This window comes from Arthrobacter sp. MA-N2 (assembly GCF_000517125.1).
Classification (GTDB): domain Bacteria; phylum Actinomycetota; class Actinomycetes; order Actinomycetales; family Micrococcaceae; genus Arthrobacter; species Arthrobacter methylotrophus.
The window spans coordinates 1,117,689-1,133,765 of sequence record NZ_KI912155.1 but is presented as its reverse complement, the minus strand read 5'-3'; the positions used below and the strand labels follow the sequence as shown (position 1 = coordinate 1,133,765).

Here is a 16,077-nt window from a genome sequence, read left to right as displayed (position 1 = left end):
GAATGCGTCCCGCCGGTCCAAAAGTGTAGTAATAACCGTCAGAAATCAGTGTTTCGCCTACCCGTTTGATTCGGGATTATGGGTAGCAATAGAAGCATCCGTTCGGTCGTTATGGGCCGTTGAGGCAATCGAAAGGGATTAATCGTGAATCCGACAGTAAATGCGGTGCGTGGCTTGTTAGATCCTGAGGCGGGGACGCTTGAGTGGACGTCCGAGGACCGGCTTGCGGTGGATACTGCCCGGGTTTTGGCTGCTGATGCGGTGGAGAAGGTTGGTAATGGTCATCCGGGCACGGCGATGAGCCTGGCGCCGGCTGCGTATCTTCTTTTCCAGAAGTTGATGCGTCATGACCCGCGTGATCCTGCTTGGCTGGGTCGTGACCGGTTCATTCTGTCGCCGGGGCACTCGTCGTTGACTTTGTATATTCAGTTGTTCCTTTCCGGTTATGGTCTGGAGCTGGATGATCTTAAGGCGTTGCGTACGTGGGGTTCGTTGACTCCGGGGCACCCGGAATACAAGCACACGGCGGGTGTGGAGATCACTACGGGTCCGTTGGGCCAGGGTCTGGCGTCCTCGGTGGGCTTTGCGTATTCCCAGCGCCGGATGCGGGGTTTGTTCGATGCTGATGCTCCTGCCGGTGAGAGCCCGTTCGACCACACGATCTGGGTCATTGCTTCCGATGGTGATATTCAGGAAGGCGTGACCTCGGAGGCTTCTTCCCTGGCCGGGCATCAGGAGCTGGGCAACCTCGTGGTGGTCTATGACGAGAACCACATCTCGATCGAGGACGACACGGACATCGCGTTTACCGAGGACGTGCTCAAGCGTTACGAGGCGTACGGCTGGCACACCCAGCGGGTGGACTGGACCCGGACGGGTGAATACGTCGAGGACGTCCAGGAGCTGTACTCGGCTTTGCTGGCCGCGAAGGCGGAGACTTCCAAGCCCTCGATCATTTCGTTGCGGACCATTATCGGTTACCCGGCCCCGAAGAAGCAGAACACGGGCAGGATCCATGGTTCGGCCCTGGGTGCCGAGGAAGTCGCGGCCCTGAAGGAGGTCCTGGGCTTTGACCCGGCCAAGTCCTTCGAGGTTGACCAGGATGTCCTGGCCCATGCCCGTAAGGTTGTTGAGCGCGGCGCGGCTGTCCGTGGGCGGTGGGATGAGGCTTTCAGTGCGTGGCAGGCCGGGAACCCCGAGGGTGCTGCGCTGCTGGAGCGGATCGAGGCCAAGAAGCTTCCGGCCGGGCTCGACGCCGCTCTGCCGGTGTTCGAAGCGGGCAAGGATGTCTCGACCCGGGCCGCGTCCGGGAAGGTCCTGAACGCGATCGGTCCGGTTCTTCCGGAGCTGTGGGGCGGTTCGGCGGACCTTGCCGAGTCCAACAACACCACGATCGAGGGTTCCCCGTCGTTCATTCCGGCGTCCCGTTCCACGGGAGCGTGGAAGGGCAACCCGTACGGGCGGGTCCTGCACTTTGGTATCCGCGAGCATGCTGCGGCGTCGATCGTGAACGGTATCTCCCTGCACGGCCGGACCCGGGCGTTCTCGGGCACGTTCCTGATTTTCTCCGATTACCAGAAGCCGGCGATCCGTCTTGGTGCCCTGATGGGTGTCCCGTCGATCTATGTGTGGTCCCATGACTCGATCGGTCTGGGCGAGGACGGCCCGACCCACCAGCCGGTGGAACAGCTCGCCACCCTCCGTGCGATCCCGGGCCTGGACGTGGTCCGTCCCGGTGACGCGAACGAGGTGGGCATAGCGTGGAAGACCATGCTGGAGAACCACGAGAACCCGGCCGGTATCGTGCTGACCCGTCAGAACATCCCGACCTATGCCCGCGGTGAAGGCCCGGCGAACGGTGACACGTTCGGCTCCCCGGCCGGGGTCGCGAAGGGCGGGTACGTCCTGGCCGAGGCATCCAGGGACGGTGCCACGGTCCCGGCGCAGGTGCTGCTGATCGCCACGGGTTCGGAAGTCCAGCTCGCCGTGAAGGCCCGCGAAGCGCTCCAGGGCGAGGGCATCGCCACCCGCGTTGTCTCCATGCCGTGCGTGGAGTGGTTCAACAAGCAGGACCCCGCGTACCGCGAGTCCGTGCTTCCGGCCGCCGTGAAGGCCCGTGTCTCGGTCGAGGCAGGACTGGCCCTGGGCTGGAAGGAATTCGTCGGTGACGCCGGCCGTTCCGTCAGCCTGGAGCACTTCGGTGCCTCGGCGGACTACCAGCGCCTGTTCCAGGAGTTCGGCATCACGGCAGAAGCAGTCGCTGCCGCCGCGAAGGACTCCCTCGCCGCGGCAGGGAACTAACACCCCCACTGCACGGCGTCCGGCGCCGCGGAGTGCCCGAAAGGCATTCCGCGGCGCCATCGCAAGCTGCCACCAATTTCGAAGGAAGAAACACAAGCCATGACCGATGCAACACCCACCGCACAGCTTTCCGCCGCCGGCGTGTCCATCTGGTTGGATGACCTTTCACGGGAACGTCTTTCCAGCGGCAGCCTGCAGAAGCTCATCGACGAGAAGAACGTCGTTGGTGTCACCACCAACCCCTCGATTTTCCAGGCCGCGATCACCTCCGGCAGCGACTACGACGCCGTGATCGCCGGGCTCGCCGCGAAGGGCGCCGGCGTTGAAGAGACGATCTTCGAGATCACCACCACCGATGTTGCCGATGCCTGCGACCTCTTCGCCCCGATCGCAGCCGCGACCAAGGGCGTGGACGGCCGGGTCTCCATCGAGGTCGATCCCCGCCTGGCCTGGGACACCGAAGGCACCATCGCCGAGGCCAAGCAGCTTTACAAAAAGGTCGAGAAGGACAACGTCCTGATCAAGATCCCGGCAACCCTGGAAGGCCTCGCGGCCATCACCGCGGTCCTGGCCGAGGGCATCAGCGTCAACGTGACCCTGATCTTCTCCCTGGAACGCTACCGGGCCGTCATCAACGCTTTCCAGTCCGGCCTGAAGCTGGCCAAGGAAAACGGGTACGATCTCTCCCGGATCCACTCCGTGGCCTCCTTCTTCGTCTCCCGCGTGGATTCCGAGATCGACAAGCGCCTGGACGCCCTGGGCACCGAGGAAGCCAAGGCCCTCAAGGGCAAGGCAGGGGTGGCCAACGCCCGTCTCGCGTACCAGGTCTACGAAGAGCTGTTCTCCACCGAACGCTGGGCCGTCCTGGCCGAAGCCGGTGCGCTCCCGCAGCGCCCGCTCTGGGCCTCCACGGGCGTGAAGGACCCGGCCTACCCCGACACCCTGTACGTGACCGGACTCGTCGCCGCCGACGTCGTGAACACCATGCCGGAAAAGACCCTCGACGCGACCTTCGATCACGGCGTGGTCACCGGAGACACCATCACGGGCACCTACGAGGAAGCAAACAACGTCCTGACCGCACTCGAAGGCCTGGGCATTTCCTACAACGACGTCGTCGCCCAGCTCGAGTCCGAGGGCCTGGACAAGTTCGTGGCCAGCTGGAAGGAACTCCTCGCCGACGTCGAAGGCGCCCTCGCCGCCGCCCGGAAAGCCGGCTGACCGGCCGGTGTCCTTCAGGGGCTGCCGCGCCGCCCCGCCCCGAGGCATGGAGACTCTTCGGAGTCTCCATGCCCTCATCTGCAAGCTCTGACCGCTACCGAAAGGCAGACACCATGTCCAGTTCACCCCGGAATTGCTGCATCAACCCCAGCATCCTCTCGGCTGACTTCGTCAACCTCGAAGCCGAGCTTGCCCGCATCAGCAACGCCGACGCCGTTCACGTCGATGTCATGGACAACCACTTCGTGCCGAACCTGACCATCGGTCTGCCCGTCGTGGAGCGGGTACAAAAAGTCAGTCCCGTTCCGCTGGATGCCCACCTGATGATTTCCAATGTCGACCGGTGGGCGCCCCAGTTCGCCGACGCCGGCCTGCACTCGGTCACGTTCCACGTCGAAGCGTCCGATGCCCCCATCAAACTCGCCCGCGAGCTACGCGCACGAGGAGCCAAGGCAGGCATGGCACTGCGCCCGGCCACCCCGGTCGAACCCTACCTGGACATGCTCCCCGAACTGGACATGCTCCTGATCATGACCGTAGAGCCTGGTTTCGGCGGCCAGGCATTCCTGGACGTCATGCTCCCCAAGATCCGCCGCGCCCGCGCCGCGGTCCAGGGCTCCGGAGTGAACGTCGCCATCCAAGTTGATGGCGGCATCACCGAGGAAACCATCACCCGCGCCGCCGAAGCCGGCGCCAACGTCTTCGTGGCCGGATCAGCCGTCTACGGCAAACCCTCACCCGCCGACGCGATCGAGGCACTCCGGGCCAAAGGCCAACTCGCCTTCGCCTCCAAAACAACCACCCCCGAACCCCGGCAAGCCTGAAGGACACCCCCATGCGCGTTCACATCGCAACCGACCACGCAGGTATGGAACTAAGCTCCCACCTCATCACCACCCTCTCCGCCCACGGCTACGAAATGATAGACCACGGACCCGCAGCCTACGACGCCGAAGACGACTACCCGGCCTTCTGCATTAACGCCGCTACCGCCGTCGTGGCCGACCAAACCGCAGGCGTGGACGCCCTCGGAATCGTGCTCGGCGGCTCAGGCAACGGCGAGCAAATCGCCGCGAACAAAGTCAAAGGCGTCCGCGCAGCCCTGGCCTGGAACCTGGACACCGCCAAACTCGCCCGCCAACACAACAACGCCAACGTCGTCGCAGTCGGCGGACGCCAACACACCGTCCACGAAGCCACCGAACTCATCAAAGCATTCCTCACCGAACCATTCACCAACGCCGAACGCCACGAACGCCGCATCAGCCAAATCGCCACCTACGAAACCACCGGCGAAATCACCAACTAAACCAGCACCCCACCCGTGGACCCGGCGCGGGTTCCGCCAAAGCGGAATGAATTCTGGGCAGGCCGAGTGGGAACTCAACGCCACCCGACTTTCTATGCCCAAAACGTATCGACGGGATCCTCGCAGTGAGTGGAGAGGGCACCCTAATTGCAGCCCGGCATCGCAGAACAGGTTGAAATCGGCACGGTCGGCGGCGAGGAAGACGGCATCGACCTTCGGCAACGTCCACGGCGTCTAAAAGCCGGGCAACGGCAAGGACAACCCGTTTGATCTGGTGTTCCAATCCGGTGTTCCACAGGGGCTCGGGTTCCACCGAGCAGGAGGTCGCGGATGCTGTTTCCTATGGTGTCATCAAGATGAATCTTGTCCGGGGCGCTTCGGCGGAGGCAGACAGGGCTGCCCGGATCGTGGAAGCCGCAAAGCAGCCCGGATCGGTAGGCAAGACCTTCTAATGTCCGACGAATTCGGCAAGAACCTGATGGGTCCCGAACCGACGCTCCTGCCGGCCGAGACCAAGGTCTGCAAGGGGCATAGTCATCGGCGGACCCGAGTACGGTGACCAGGCCGGCACAGGCGTTGAAGGCGATGTCGGCTTCTGGTTCAGCCTGCCGAGGAGGGGAGCAGTTCGGTCTTGCCGTGCTTCTGCTTGCGCTGGAGGTCCTGGACTCGCTCAGCCATGCAATGTCCTTTCACTCATGCCGCTTTGCCCTCCTCCACGAGGAGAAGCTGAGGTCTGCCTTCGAGGATTCCCAATACTTGAGGGACGTCGATCACGCCTGCGGCGAGCATGTTGCGGAGCAGGTACGCGGCTTGCGCGAGACGCCGCTCTGCCTCGTTCATGCCGCCACCTTCTTCGGGAGGCCGAAATGCGAATCGACGATCGTGGTGAGCGGTGTGAGGTAGCTCTGGGCCGTCTCGTGCATCCAGATCCGGTCGTCAGCCGTGGCATAGGCCTCGCCGGCCAGATCGAGGGCGTCGTCTTCGACGGTGACGAGATCCAAGGGAACTTGGAGTTTCATGATGATGCTTCTTTCTGCAGGGAACTGCGTCGGGTGTGCATCTATCGTCCAGCCATTTACGGGTAGGGGATACGCTAATTCAGGATGGTCAAGACTATCTTTTTGGGTGGGTCGACTGGATCGCCCATTGCCCGATCGCGGGCGCGGCGAATCAATTACGTCCTGGGTTCTTGACCCGAGCTGCGTTTGACCGGTGTCGGCTGAAGACTTGATGAAGCATTCCGGATTCCACAGTTCTGTCCCCTGATAGGGATTAGGGTTTGTTCCCTTGACACAGGACACCCTGTTGGCCCGGCTGAGAGAATACCCATTGAGTTCGTACAGCGAAGGGATGTTGCGGATGACTATTCAACTGCTGCCGGGGCCATGCTCGAACGAGTCCGGAAGACCACGCCCCTGATCCAGCGCCTGGTCATTGCACTGGCCGGCCAGGTATCAAACTGCTGTGTTGACGGCCAGGCTGAGGCGGTCGACGCCGTGGATGGCGTCGGCGGCTCTGACGAGGGTCAGGTGTGAGAATGCTTGGGGAAAGTTGCCGGCCATCCGTCGTTCGTTCGTTGCGTATTCTTCGCTGAGCAGGCCGAGCTCGTTGGCGAACCCGACGAGTTTGTCCATGAGCATTGTTGCCTCGGCCTGACGGCCTGTGCGGGCATATTGTTCCACGAGCCAGAAAGAGCATGCGAGGAAAGGATGTTCGCCCGGTTCCAGGCCGTCAACGCCGCTCTCTGTTCGATAGCGCAGCAAGAGACCGTCGTCGGTGAGGAGTTCTTTTTCCAGCCGTGCGACTGTGCCGAGCATGTGCTCATCGTTGTAGGGGAGAAAACCGACCTGTGGAATGACGAGTAACGCAGCGTCGGTTTGGCCTCCGCCGTAGGTCTGGGTAAAGGAGTCGATCCTGCGGTCGAATCCCTCGCGCATTATCTCTTCGCGCAACCGGGCACGCAGATGCTCCCACTTCGTTATATCTCCGGATAGTCCGTGGATCCGCACTGCCCGGATCCCGCTGTTGAAGGCGGCCCACATCATCACTCGTGAGTGGGTGAAGTATTGTGCCTGGCCGCGCATTTCCCAAAGGCCGAAGTCCTTGTCATCGAAGTGTCTTTCGACGAATCCCAGGAGGGCCCGCTGAAGGGCCCAGGAGAAATGGTCTTCTTTGCCTCCGGCCATACGCAGTCTTTCCAATGCCACCATCACTTCGCCGACAACATCGGCCTGGAACTGTGAAGCGGCCGCATTTCCAATGCGAACAGGCTTGGAGTTCGCATATCCGGGGAGGTGGTTGAGCTCGCGTTCAAGAAGTTCCCGTTCTCCCCCGACCCCGTACATGATCTGAATTTGCTCGGGGTTGCCGGCCAGTGCCCGAAGGAGCCAGTTGCGCCACTGAAGCGCCTCGGTTTCATAACCGTGGGTCAGCATCGATTCCAGCGTCAGGGCCGCATCGCGCAACCAGCAATACCGGTAGTCCCAGTTCCGTGATCCGCCGAAATCCTCCGGGAGGGACGTCGTGGGAGCTGCGACGATGCCGCCGGTTTCAAAATGCGTCAGGGCCCGCAGGACTAACAACGAACGTTTCACCGCACTCCCATAGGCGCCGTCTTGCCGGCAGTGGCTTCCCCAACGGCTCCAGTACTCAGTAGCTTCTTCAAGAGCAGCATCAACGTCAACCGCTGCTGGCAGGGGACGGTGGGAGGGGAACCACGTTAGTTCAAAATCCACCTTCTCGCCCTCTGAAATGAGGAATTTTCCCTCGTGCCCGTGCGCATGGGCTTGTGGAAGATGAGGTCCTCTTAGCGCCAGAGCATCCGGACCGGCCATCGCCAACAGGACCGGCGCCGCCGTCGGCGCATTGTCCCGGACACGACTCACCCAAGGCACGACCGTTGAATATCCCGGGCGGATCCGAAGCTCCTGATGCATCTCAACGCTGCCCGCCAAACCGGTAACCCGGCGGATAAGGGAGGAACCGTTATCCCCCAGCGGCATGAAATCGGTAACCAGGACCCTTCCCCCACCGGTCTCCCAGATGGTTTGAAGCACGAAGGTCGAGTCAAGATAGTAGCGCTCGACAACCACAGCACCCGATTCGCCCGGAGCCAACAACCAGCGGCCATGCTCATCGGTGCCCACAATTCCACTGAACACGGACGGCGAATCGAAACGCGGGAAACAGAGCCAGTCCACACTGCCGTCCCGGGATATAAGAGGCCCCGTCTGAAGATCCGATAGCAACGCATAGTCCTCTATGAGTGCAGCCATGCTCCACTCAATCACAACTTCTCCACATTCGGTTAGGCCCGCCATATGCCCATCAACACGCAACCACCAGCCCGGTAGCGGCGATAGACCCGTCGCCCACGCCACACCTTCCCGGCCAATCACGGCAATAGCCGTGTCCACGAATTGTCTCAGGCGAGATTCTGGTCAAGGAACCACCGGCGCAGCCGGATCTGGCGCGTTTCACGCGCTCGGACCGTCTACCGGAGGCTGTTCCCCATACCCCAGTCCTTAAGGGTAGTTAGAACCGTCAGAAAATAGCGTTACCCCTGCCCGTTTGCTTCGAGATCATGGATATCAATCAGAAGGACCCATTCGGTCTTTATGGCCGATTGCCGAATCGAAGGGACCAAATCGTGAATCCGACAGCTAACGCGACGCGTGCGGTGTATAGCACTACGAGTGATATTGTGCGTAATTTGGCGCTTGTCAGGGATGAGATCGCGGACACCGCGGCCAAGATTGATGTGCAGGAGTTGGCCGGTCTGGCGGGGCATCTTGGTCAGCCGGGTCGGGTGTTCGTTGCCGGGGCGGGCCGGAGTGGTCTGGTGTTGCGCATGGCCGCGATGAGGCTGATGCATTTGGGTTTGACGGTCCACATTGCCGGGGATACCACGACTCCGGCGATCGCTTCCGGGGATCTGCTGCTGGTGGCTTCGGGGTCGGGAACGACCTCGGGTGTGGTCAAGTCCGCGGAGACCGCGGCGAAGGCCGGGGCGCGGATTGCCGCGTTCACCACTAATCGGGAATCGCCGCTGGCCGGGCTGGCTGACGCGTTGGTGATCATTCCTGCCGCGCAGAAGACCGATCATGGTTCGAGTGTTTCGCGCCAGTATTCCGGTTCCCTGTTCGAGCAGGTGTTGTTCCTGGCTACCGAGGCTTTGTTCCAGTCGCTGTGGGAAAACGCCGACGAACCGGCCGAACAGCTGTGGCTCAGGCACGCCAACCTCGAATAACCCCCCCTGTATAACCCCGGTAACCCCCTGTATAACCCCGGTAACCCCCCTGTATAACCCCGCCGGGTTACCGGCCCCGGTCTGGCCGGCCCCTGGTCTGGCCGGCCCCTGGTTTGGCTGGTCCCTGGTTTGGCGGGGCCCGTGTTTTTCCATCACCATCTCTGCAGTTCCCTACAGAAAGATAAATCATCATGAAACTCCAAGTTGCCGTGGACCTTCTCACGACCGAAGACGCTCTCGAACTGGCCGGCAAGGTCGCCGAGTACGTNGACATCATTGAGTTGGGTACCCCGTTGATCAAGGCTGCCGGGCTTGCTGTCGTCACTGCTGTGAAGCAAGCCCACCCGGACAAGATTGTTTTCGCTGACATGAAGACCATGGACGCGGGGGAGCTTGAAGCCGATATCGCTTTCAAGGCCGGCGCGGACCTGGTTACGGTGCTCGGTAGCGCTGATGACTCCACCATTGCCGGTGCGGTCAAGGCAGCCAAGGCCCACAACAAGGGCATCGTGGTTGACCTTATCGGTGTGGCCGACAAGGTTAGCCGTGCGAAGGAAGTCCGTGCGCTGGGTGCGAAGTTCGTCGAGATGCACGCGGGCCTGGACGAGCAGGCTCAGCCCGGTTACGACCTGAACGGTCTGCTCAGTGCCGGAGCCGAAGCGCGTGTTCCGTTCTCCGTGGCCGGTGGCGTGAACCTGTCCACCATCGCCGCCGTGCAGCAGGCCGGCGCTGATGTCGCCGTCGCCGGTGGCGCGATCTACGGTGCAGCCGACCCGGCACTGGCAGCCAAGGCGCTGCGCGCCGCGATCGTCTAGGCATCCGAGTTACGGTGGCGTCCCGGGGCCTTGGGGCTGCGGGACGCCACCTGCTCTGGGCGTAAGGGCCAGGCATGAGTCAGACACTTAAGACAGCCGGAGGAAGGCGCAGGGCACCCAAGCGGCAGCCTGTCCAGGAATGGGCTTCCCTGCAGCGCGGGAATTGTCTCGAAGTCTGGTCCGGTGGTTCGTTCCTGTATATAGCCTTCGTCGATGACCGTGCCGAGGACGGGCACCTGCTCTGGGTCATCGAGAACGGCACCGGCTCCCGCCGTCTGTTTGTTCGTGATGATCCCATCACGCTGTATCCGATCTAAGACACACCCCGCCCCCCCGTAGGAGGGGTGGCACATTGGGGGGACCCTGGTCCCTGGGAAGGAAGCTGTAGCATGCTCGGTCAGACCGTGGAGCATTTGGAAGTCCTCGTTACCGAGCCTGCTCAGCTTGAGGAGTTGCTCGACGATGCAGAAGCCATGCTCCGGCAAGTAGCGCTACCCCAAAAAATTCGAGGCATCCTGGTCACCCGCCATGATCCTCATCGATACACGCTCGCGCTCAGCGACACGGTTCCCTTTGGTGAGACCCGCGAGCAGATCCTCTCGTGACCGTCGGTCGACGGCCGCACCGCTCGTAAAGGCTAGAAGGCAACAATGTCTCTCACTTACCCTGATGCGGGTGTCAGGTCCGGGCATAACCCCCTCCGGGACCCGAGGGACCGCCGTCTGAACCGCATCGCCGGGCCGTCATCGCTGGTTCTTTTCGGAGTCACCGGCGATCTTGCCCGTAAGAAACTCCTGCCCGCCGTGTACGACCTCGCCAACCGGGGCCTGCTGCCGCCAAGCTTCGCGTTGCTCGGTTTTGGCCGGCGCGAGTGGAGCAACGAGGACTTCGCCAACGAGGTCAGGGAGAACGTCAAAGCGTATTCCCGGACCCCGTTCGACGACGCCGTCTGGGGCCAGCTTTCCGAGGGTATCCGGTTCGTGCAGGGGGAGTTCGATGACGACCAGGCGTTCAAGCGTCTGAGTGCCACTCTGGACGAGCTGGACGAGACCCGCGGGACGCGGGGGAACCATGCGTTCTATCTGTCCATTCCGCCCAAGGCCTTCGAGCAGGTCTGCCGGCAGCTCTCCCGCCACGGCCTGGCCCGGGCCGGGGACGGGCAGTGGCGGCGGGTGGTGATCGAGAAGCCGTTCGGTCATGACCTGGAGTCCGCCCGGCAGCTGAACGACATTGTGGAGTCCGTGTTCCCGCCGGACGCGGTGTTCCGCATCGATCATTACCTGGGCAAGGAAACGGTCCAGAACATCCTGGCGCTGCGTTTCGCGAACCAGCTCTTCGAACCGCTCTGGAACGCGAACTACGTGGACCATGTCCAGATCACCATGGCCGAGGACATCGGCACGGGCGGCCGTGCGGGCTATTACGACGGTGTCGGGGCGGCACGGGACGTGATCCAGAACCACCTGTTGCAGTTGCTGGCGTTGACGGCCATGGAAGAGCCGATTTCCTTCAACGCCGATGACCTGCGGGCCGAGAAGGAAAAGGTCCTGGCCGCGGTCAGGCTGCCCGAGGACCTGTCCACCCACTCGGCCCGGGGCCAGTTCACCGGCGGCTGGCAAGGCGGGGAACTGGTCCAGGGGTATCTGGACGAGGACGGCATCCCGGCTGATTCGAAGACCGAGACGTTCGCCGCGATCCGCCTGGACATCCATACCCGGCGCTGGGCCGGGGCACCGTTCTACCTGCGTGCCGGTAAACGTCTCGGGCGCCGGGTCACGGAAATCGCCGTGGTATTCAAACGCGCACCGAACCTGCTCTTCCGCGGGCACGGGGAGGATGACTTCGGTCAGAACGCCGTGGTCATCCGGGTCCAGCCCGACGAGGGCGCCACGATCCGGTTCGGGTCCAAGGTCCCGGGCACGCAGATGGAAGTCCGCGACGTGACCATGGACTTCGGCTACGGGCACTCCTTCACCGAGTCCAGCCCCGAAGCNTACGAACGGCTCATCCTGGACGTGCTGCTGGGCGAACCCCCGCTGTTCCCGAGGCACGCCGAAGTCGAGGAGTCCTGGAAGATCCTTGACCCGTTCGAGGACTACTGGGCGTCCCTGGACGAACAACCCGAACCCTACGCTCCCGGCAGCTGGGGCCCGGCCTCGGCCGATGANCTGCTTGCCCGCGACGGACGAACCTGGAGAAGGCCATGATCGTAGACCTGCCGGACACCACCACCTCCAAGATCTCCAAGAAGATCACCTCCCTGCGCGAGCAAGGAGGCGTGATCGCCCTCGGACGGGTCCTGACCCTGGTAGTGGTCACCACCTCCGGGCTGGAAGAAGAAGCCATCGAGGCAGCCAACGACGCCAGCCGCGAACACCCCTGCCGCATCATCGTCCTCGCNGACGCCGGCGCCCACGCNCCGACCCGACTGGACGCCCAGATCCGGGTCGGCGGNGACGCCGGAGCCTCCGAAGTCATCGTGCTGCGCGGCTACGGGGAACTCGCCAAGGAAAGCGAATCCCTCGTCGCGGCCCTGCTCCTGCCCGACGCACCCATCGTGGCCTGGTGGCCGCACGGCGCCCCCGAGAACGCGTGCGAAACCTCCATCGGACGCATCGCACACCGCCGCATCACCGACTCCGCCAACGAACCCGACCCCGCAGCAGCACTGGCCCGGATCCGGGAAACCTACCGCGCCGGAGACACCGACCTCGCCTGGACACGCCTGAGCAACTGGCGCATCCAACTCGCCGCCGCCCTGGACCAAGTAGACGCACGGTCCGTCACGGCGATCGAGGTCGAGGGCGCCTCCGATTCACCCAGCACCATCCTCCTCGCCGCCTGGCTCCGCCGGGCCCTGGACGCCCCCGTCACCATCGTCCCGGACCCCACCAACCACGGGATCAGAGGCGTCCGCCTGACCCTGCCCACCGGTGACATCCGCTTGCACCGGCCAGGCCACACCATCGCCGAACTCACCCAACCNGGNCANCCCGCCCANCGGATCACCCTCCCNCACCGCAGCCTCCGNGACTGCCTCGCCGAAGAACTCCGCCGCCTCCACCCCGACGACGTCTTCGGCGAAACCATACCCAGCCCACACACCCCAAAACAGCACCACGAAAACCACACGACACCCACCACCAGCACGGAACCACACCGCAACCACGACCAACTGACACTGATCGCCGTCTAATCGCCAGCCAGGTACTGGCATCAGTAACGCGACCGGAACTACAAGCACGTTCGCAGACTATCTCGACGGACGTGCCCCCGTGCGCGGACCTCGAAGCAGGGGATTGTTTCCCGACGAAAGAGCCCTGGTGGGGGCCTGCGCCGGCGGCTTCGGCCACCATTTCACGGTGTATGGAGCCTGGTAGCTTGGTTCCGATCTTCAATCAGAACAGGAGAGGTGCTAGTCGAGACGACAGTTGACGGGCCGCTTCCGCATGTTCACAGATAGCAGGGAACCGCTCCGAGGGACCCGAGAGGCAGAACGCTGCGCCGACCGACCCGTCCGGCAGTCTCACTGGAAGTGCCAGTCTGGCGGTTCCTTGTTCTAGTTCGTTGATTTCCGAGGCTTCGCCTGTGATCCGTATTTCCACGAGTTGCTCTTCTAATACCCCTAGGTCCGTGATCGTCTGCGGTGTCAGCTTCATCAACGGTCTTTTCGGAGGGAAAGCCGTGTCCCCAAGTTCAGCGAGCATCAGTTTCCCTGCGGCGGAGGCGTGTGGATACCGGAGCATTTCGTAAACTGAGTGGAGCGGATAATCAGGGTCTTCATCTGCGATTCTGAGGGAAGCGTTCCGGAACATGATGAGGTGCACCGCGAAGCGGTTTCCATGGCGGAATTCAGCTATGACGGCGCGGGCCGCGGTGGTAACGGTTGGCGGGGTCGCAGCCGTAATCAGGCCCGAAATCGCGTGTCCGAGCGCGAATCCGCGGAGGTCGGACGTACGGGCCAGGTATTCGTCCGCGACGAGTGAATTCAGCATCCGATACGCGGTCGCCTGGGGCATCTGCAGGGCGTCGGTGATCTCTTTTGCCGTGGTCCCGGTGCCGAACTGTGCAACGACCTCCAGAATCCGGAGCGGGTTTGATGCTGTGCTGGGCTTGGAACGTGTGGGCCTGTAGTTCATGGGGTGGGCCCGCCTTGAAACAAGTCCAATTCCCGGGTCTCGTCGTAGATGCCTACGGACCCCAGACGCCCAGGCAAGCGAACGCGCAGAAGCAGTGCATAAAGGATGCTGGCGAGGAGCACGCCGCCATAGATGACGGCCTGCAGGCTACCTGTGCGTATCGATACCGCCGCAGCCGTCCAGAACACTGCCCCGAGCGTCAGGGAGGTTGCGGCTCCCAGTATCCAACTGGCGTAGGTGTTCTCTCCTATCCGGCGCAGGAAGAAGGGCAGGGAAGCGCTGGCAAGCAAATAGGAACCTAAATATCCGTAGGCGCCCAGCATGAAGAGGTTTACAAGGCTCTGATCAGGACTGGCATCGGAGATGATCACCGCGATGGGAACGAGGGCAACCACCGGCATGACGACCATGATTGCCATTGAAGGAGTTCGAAAGACGGGATGGGTCCTCCCGACCATTCGTGGTGCAACGCCTTCTCTGCCCATACAGAAAAATATCCGGGCGAGGGCGTTCACGGAGGCAATCGCGCACGCAAACCACGACGCCGCGATTCCCAGGTCAAGGACTGCTGCGGATAGCGGAGAAGTCTGTGAAAAAAGGGCTGACAACGGAGTTGAGCTGGCTGCGATGTTCACCGGTGCCCCTTTAAGGGCGACGTCCTGGGCGGTCACCGCAATAAGACAAAGCACGCCCATCAGGATGGGGGTCCACGTGATGGCCCGTGGGACGGTGACGAAGGGGCGGTGAGCCTCGCCTCCCAGAGTGGTCGGGCTTTCGAAGCCGACGAAGGCGCTTATGGCCACGACGATTCCGATCGGTAACGAGTCAAAATTTCCGTTCCAGGCAAGCACGCTCCCGAGACTGACCTTCGGCGCGTTGAAGGCGAAGTAGACAATCATGAGTACGGCGAGGACTCCAATCGAAACGGACTCCATCAACAGCGTGAACCACGCCGATATTCGTATCCCCCTCACCATGAGGAGGCAGGCGGCGGCAGCGGCGGCAAGAATGACCAGCACTGCGAACACCTTGGGATTCCCGACGGGGAGTCCGAGATTGAGGAATAACTGACTGACATATATGCCCACCAGCAGCAGGCTTGCCATAGCCACGAGGCCGTAACCGAACATGGCCGACCAGCCAGCGGTGATTGCCGTCCGTTGGCCAAGTCCCTTGGCTGTGTAGCTGTAGAGGCCGCTGACGGCAGCCATGCGCTTTGCCATTGGTCTCAGACAGAAGGAAACCAGGACGATGACCGCCATGGCCGCCCCGAATGTCAGCACAAGGTTCGGTCCGGTTGATCCAAAGACAAGACCTGGAAACACAAGAGCCGGAATGACGGACATTGCACCCGCCGGCGCCACCCCGGCGACTGCCTGCGCGAAGACGGGCAAGAAGGAAAGCTTCCGGCGCCTCAGGCCCTCTACTGGGGAGCGGGGAGTAATGAAGCGGTCACCGCGGGCAGACACTATTTACCAACTTTCAGGCCGAGGGGCTCGCTCGTGTTGCTTCTGAGAGGACGCAAGTAATCGGCCCGAGGTGCAGAACATTAGCATTCCCGGGCCGTATGCGATAGCCACTGTCATGTTTCCGAATGTTTCCAACATGTTAACTGCGGTGGGAAAACGTGGTCCGGAATTTCTCAGTGAAATCTTTATGAATGACTCGCCTAAATGAATTCACTGCCGTAGTTTTGCTACGTGAAAGGAAGCGGTGATCGGCATCACATCGGCAGGGCTCGGAGCAGAGCCCGGTCGACGCTCTAGAAGCGGATGCCGGATTTGCGGAGGGTCCCCCTCCGGCCCCACCTGGGTTTCCCGGGGGGATCTTCAGCACGGCCACATTTGCACCAAGGATGAGCGCTTCTAACAAAGACGGACATTCCTGAGAATCCACGGACCTTTTGTGCCTATTGCCCCCTACGGGAATACATGCGTATGACGCGGGGCGGTGTTTGATGACGCCCGGGCCTTGGGGATCCTCATCCTGAACAGGACCAATCAAGGAGATAATCATGACTATCAGCAGTGAAGCTCAAGCCGT

General features: G+C 62.3%; 15 protein-coding genes and 2 pseudogenes. 12 read left to right on the top strand and 5 right to left on the bottom strand.

What is annotated here, in order from left to right; genetic code table 11:
* Positions 1–165: 165 nt before the first annotated feature.
* The 6 genes and pseudogenes from tkt to A3M3_RS29365 all read left to right on the top strand — a co-directional run.
* The gene (gene tkt, locus A3M3_RS0105830; protein WP_028265545.1) at positions 166–2,301 is read left to right on the top strand and encodes a transketolase; all 2,136 of its coding nucleotides are present in this window, start codon (positions 166–168) and stop codon (positions 2,299–2,301) included.
* A gap of 99 nt (positions 2,302–2,400) precedes the next feature.
* A complete protein-coding gene (gene tal / locus A3M3_RS0105825; RefSeq protein ID WP_028265544.1) occupies positions 2,401–3,522 on the top strand; it encodes a transaldolase in 1,122 nt (373 codons plus the stop codon).
* 113 nt (positions 3,523–3,635) lie between these two features.
* On the top strand, positions 3,636–4,346 hold the full coding sequence (rpe, locus tag A3M3_RS0105820; protein ID WP_028265543.1) for a ribulose-phosphate 3-epimerase: 711 nt from the start codon (positions 3,636–3,638) through the stop codon (positions 4,344–4,346).
* A gap of 11 nt (positions 4,347–4,357) precedes the next feature.
* Positions 4,358–4,831 (top strand): ribose-5-phosphate isomerase, encoded by a 474-nt coding sequence (locus A3M3_RS0105815; protein ID WP_028265542.1) that lies wholly within the window; start codon positions 4,358–4,360, stop codon positions 4,829–4,831.
* A 202-nt stretch (positions 4,832–5,033) separates the two neighbouring features.
* Positions 5,034–5,283, top strand: a pseudogene (locus A3M3_RS26860) (class II fructose-bisphosphate aldolase); the annotation flags it as partial.
* A pseudogene (locus tag A3M3_RS29365) lies at positions 5,283–5,351 on the top strand (DUF3151 domain-containing protein); the annotation flags it as partial. The pseudogenes A3M3_RS26860 and A3M3_RS29365, both read left to right, overlap by 1 nt.
* A 173-nt stretch (positions 5,352–5,524) precedes the next feature.
* Here A3M3_RS29365 and A3M3_RS27900 read toward each other — a convergent pair.
* From A3M3_RS27900 to A3M3_RS0105790, 3 genes are all read right to left on the bottom strand, one after another.
* Positions 5,525–5,671 (bottom strand): hypothetical protein, encoded by a 147-nt coding sequence (locus tag A3M3_RS27900; RefSeq protein ID WP_155854296.1) that lies wholly within the window; start codon positions 5,669–5,671, stop codon positions 5,525–5,527.
* Entirely contained in the window at positions 5,668–5,850 is a 183-nt protein-coding gene (locus A3M3_RS0105795; RefSeq protein ID WP_028265557.1) for a hypothetical protein, read from the bottom strand. Before A3M3_RS0105795 ends, A3M3_RS27900 begins: the two co-directional genes overlap by 4 nt.
* A gap of 435 nt (positions 5,851–6,285) precedes the next feature.
* Positions 6,286–8,106 (bottom strand): glycoside hydrolase family 15 protein, encoded by a 1,821-nt coding sequence (locus A3M3_RS0105790; protein ID WP_028265556.1) that lies wholly within the window; start codon positions 8,104–8,106, stop codon positions 6,286–6,288.
* Positions 8,107–8,480: 374 nt separating this feature from the next.
* Here A3M3_RS0105790 and hxlB point away from each other — a divergent pair, with 374 nt between their 5' ends.
* The 6 genes from hxlB to A3M3_RS23910 all read left to right on the top strand — a co-directional run bounded on the left by hxlB (position 8,481) and on the right by A3M3_RS23910 (position 13,091).
* Positions 8,481–9,080: a 6-phospho-3-hexuloisomerase gene (gene hxlB / locus A3M3_RS0105785; protein WP_051423297.1), complete on the top strand. Its 600-nt coding sequence runs from the start codon at positions 8,481–8,483 to the stop codon at positions 9,078–9,080.
* 191 nt (positions 9,081–9,271) lie between these two features.
* Positions 9,272–9,895: a 3-hexulose-6-phosphate synthase gene (gene hxlA / locus A3M3_RS0105780; RefSeq protein ID WP_028265554.1), complete on the top strand. Its 624-nt coding sequence runs from the start codon at positions 9,272–9,274 to the stop codon at positions 9,893–9,895.
* A 74-nt stretch (positions 9,896–9,969) separates the two neighbouring features.
* Positions 9,970–10,212, top strand: coding sequence for a hypothetical protein (locus tag A3M3_RS0105775; RefSeq protein WP_028265553.1), 243 nt, complete (start codon positions 9,970–9,972; stop codon positions 10,210–10,212).
* A 72-nt stretch (positions 10,213–10,284) separates the two neighbouring features.
* A complete protein-coding gene (locus A3M3_RS0105770; RefSeq protein ID WP_035741396.1) occupies positions 10,285–10,500 on the top strand; it encodes a hypothetical protein in 216 nt (71 codons plus the stop codon).
* Between the two features lie 45 nt (positions 10,501–10,545).
* Positions 10,546–12,102, top strand: a complete 1,557-nt coding sequence (gene zwf, locus A3M3_RS0105765; protein WP_028265551.1) for a glucose-6-phosphate dehydrogenase — start codon at positions 10,546–10,548, stop codon at positions 12,100–12,102.
* On the top strand, positions 12,099–13,091 hold the full coding sequence (locus A3M3_RS23910; RefSeq protein WP_081736703.1) for a glucose-6-phosphate dehydrogenase assembly protein OpcA: 993 nt from the start codon (positions 12,099–12,101) through the stop codon (positions 13,089–13,091). The genes zwf and A3M3_RS23910 overlap by 4 nt, the downstream gene beginning before the upstream one ends.
* A 202-nt stretch (positions 13,092–13,293) precedes the next feature.
* Here A3M3_RS23910 and A3M3_RS0105755 read toward each other — a convergent pair whose 3' ends face one another.
* Together A3M3_RS0105755 and A3M3_RS23905 are read right to left on the bottom strand one after the other, a co-directional pair.
* A complete protein-coding gene (locus A3M3_RS0105755) occupies positions 13,294–14,034 on the bottom strand; it encodes an IclR family transcriptional regulator (protein ID WP_028265550.1) in 741 nt (246 codons plus the stop codon).
* Entirely contained in the window at positions 14,031–15,380 is a 1,350-nt protein-coding gene (locus A3M3_RS23905) for an APC family permease (RefSeq protein WP_231497318.1), read from the bottom strand. The genes A3M3_RS0105755 and A3M3_RS23905 overlap by 4 nt, the downstream gene beginning before the upstream one ends.
* Positions 15,381–16,077 lie beyond the last annotated feature (697 nt).

Bases quoted from the DNA above. Each gene is read 5' to 3' on its own strand.
- tal (WP_028265544.1), top strand. From the start codon at position 2,401: ATGACCGATGCAACACCCACCGCACAGCTTTCCGCCGCCGGCGTGTCC.
- rpe (WP_028265543.1), top strand. From the start codon at position 3,636: ATGTCCAGTTCACCCCGGAATTGCTGCATCAACCCCAGCATCCTCTCG.
- A3M3_RS0105815 (WP_028265542.1), top strand. From the start codon at position 4,358: ATGCGCGTTCACATCGCAACCGACCACGCAGGTATGGAACTAAGCTCC.
- A3M3_RS27900 (WP_155854296.1), bottom strand. From the start codon at position 5,671: ATGAACGAGGCAGAGCGGCGTCTCGCGCAAGCCGCGTACCTGCTCCGC.
- A3M3_RS0105795 (WP_028265557.1), bottom strand. From the start codon at position 5,850: ATGAAACTCCAAGTTCCCTTGGATCTCGTCACCGTCGAAGACGACGCC.
- A3M3_RS0105790 (WP_028265556.1), bottom strand. From the start codon at position 8,106: ATGGCTGCACTCATAGAGGACTATGCGTTGCTATCGGATCTTCAGACG.
- A3M3_RS0105775 (WP_028265553.1), top strand. From the start codon at position 9,970: ATGAGTCAGACACTTAAGACAGCCGGAGGAAGGCGCAGGGCACCCAAG.
- A3M3_RS0105770 (WP_035741396.1), top strand. From the start codon at position 10,285: ATGCTCGGTCAGACCGTGGAGCATTTGGAAGTCCTCGTTACCGAGCCT.
- A3M3_RS0105755 (WP_028265550.1), bottom strand. From the start codon at position 14,034: ATGAACTACAGGCCCACACGTTCCAAGCCCAGCACAGCATCAAACCCG.
- A3M3_RS23905 (WP_231497318.1), bottom strand. From the start codon at position 15,380: ATGTCCGTCATTCCGGCTCTTGTGTTTCCAGGTCTTGTCTTTGGATCA.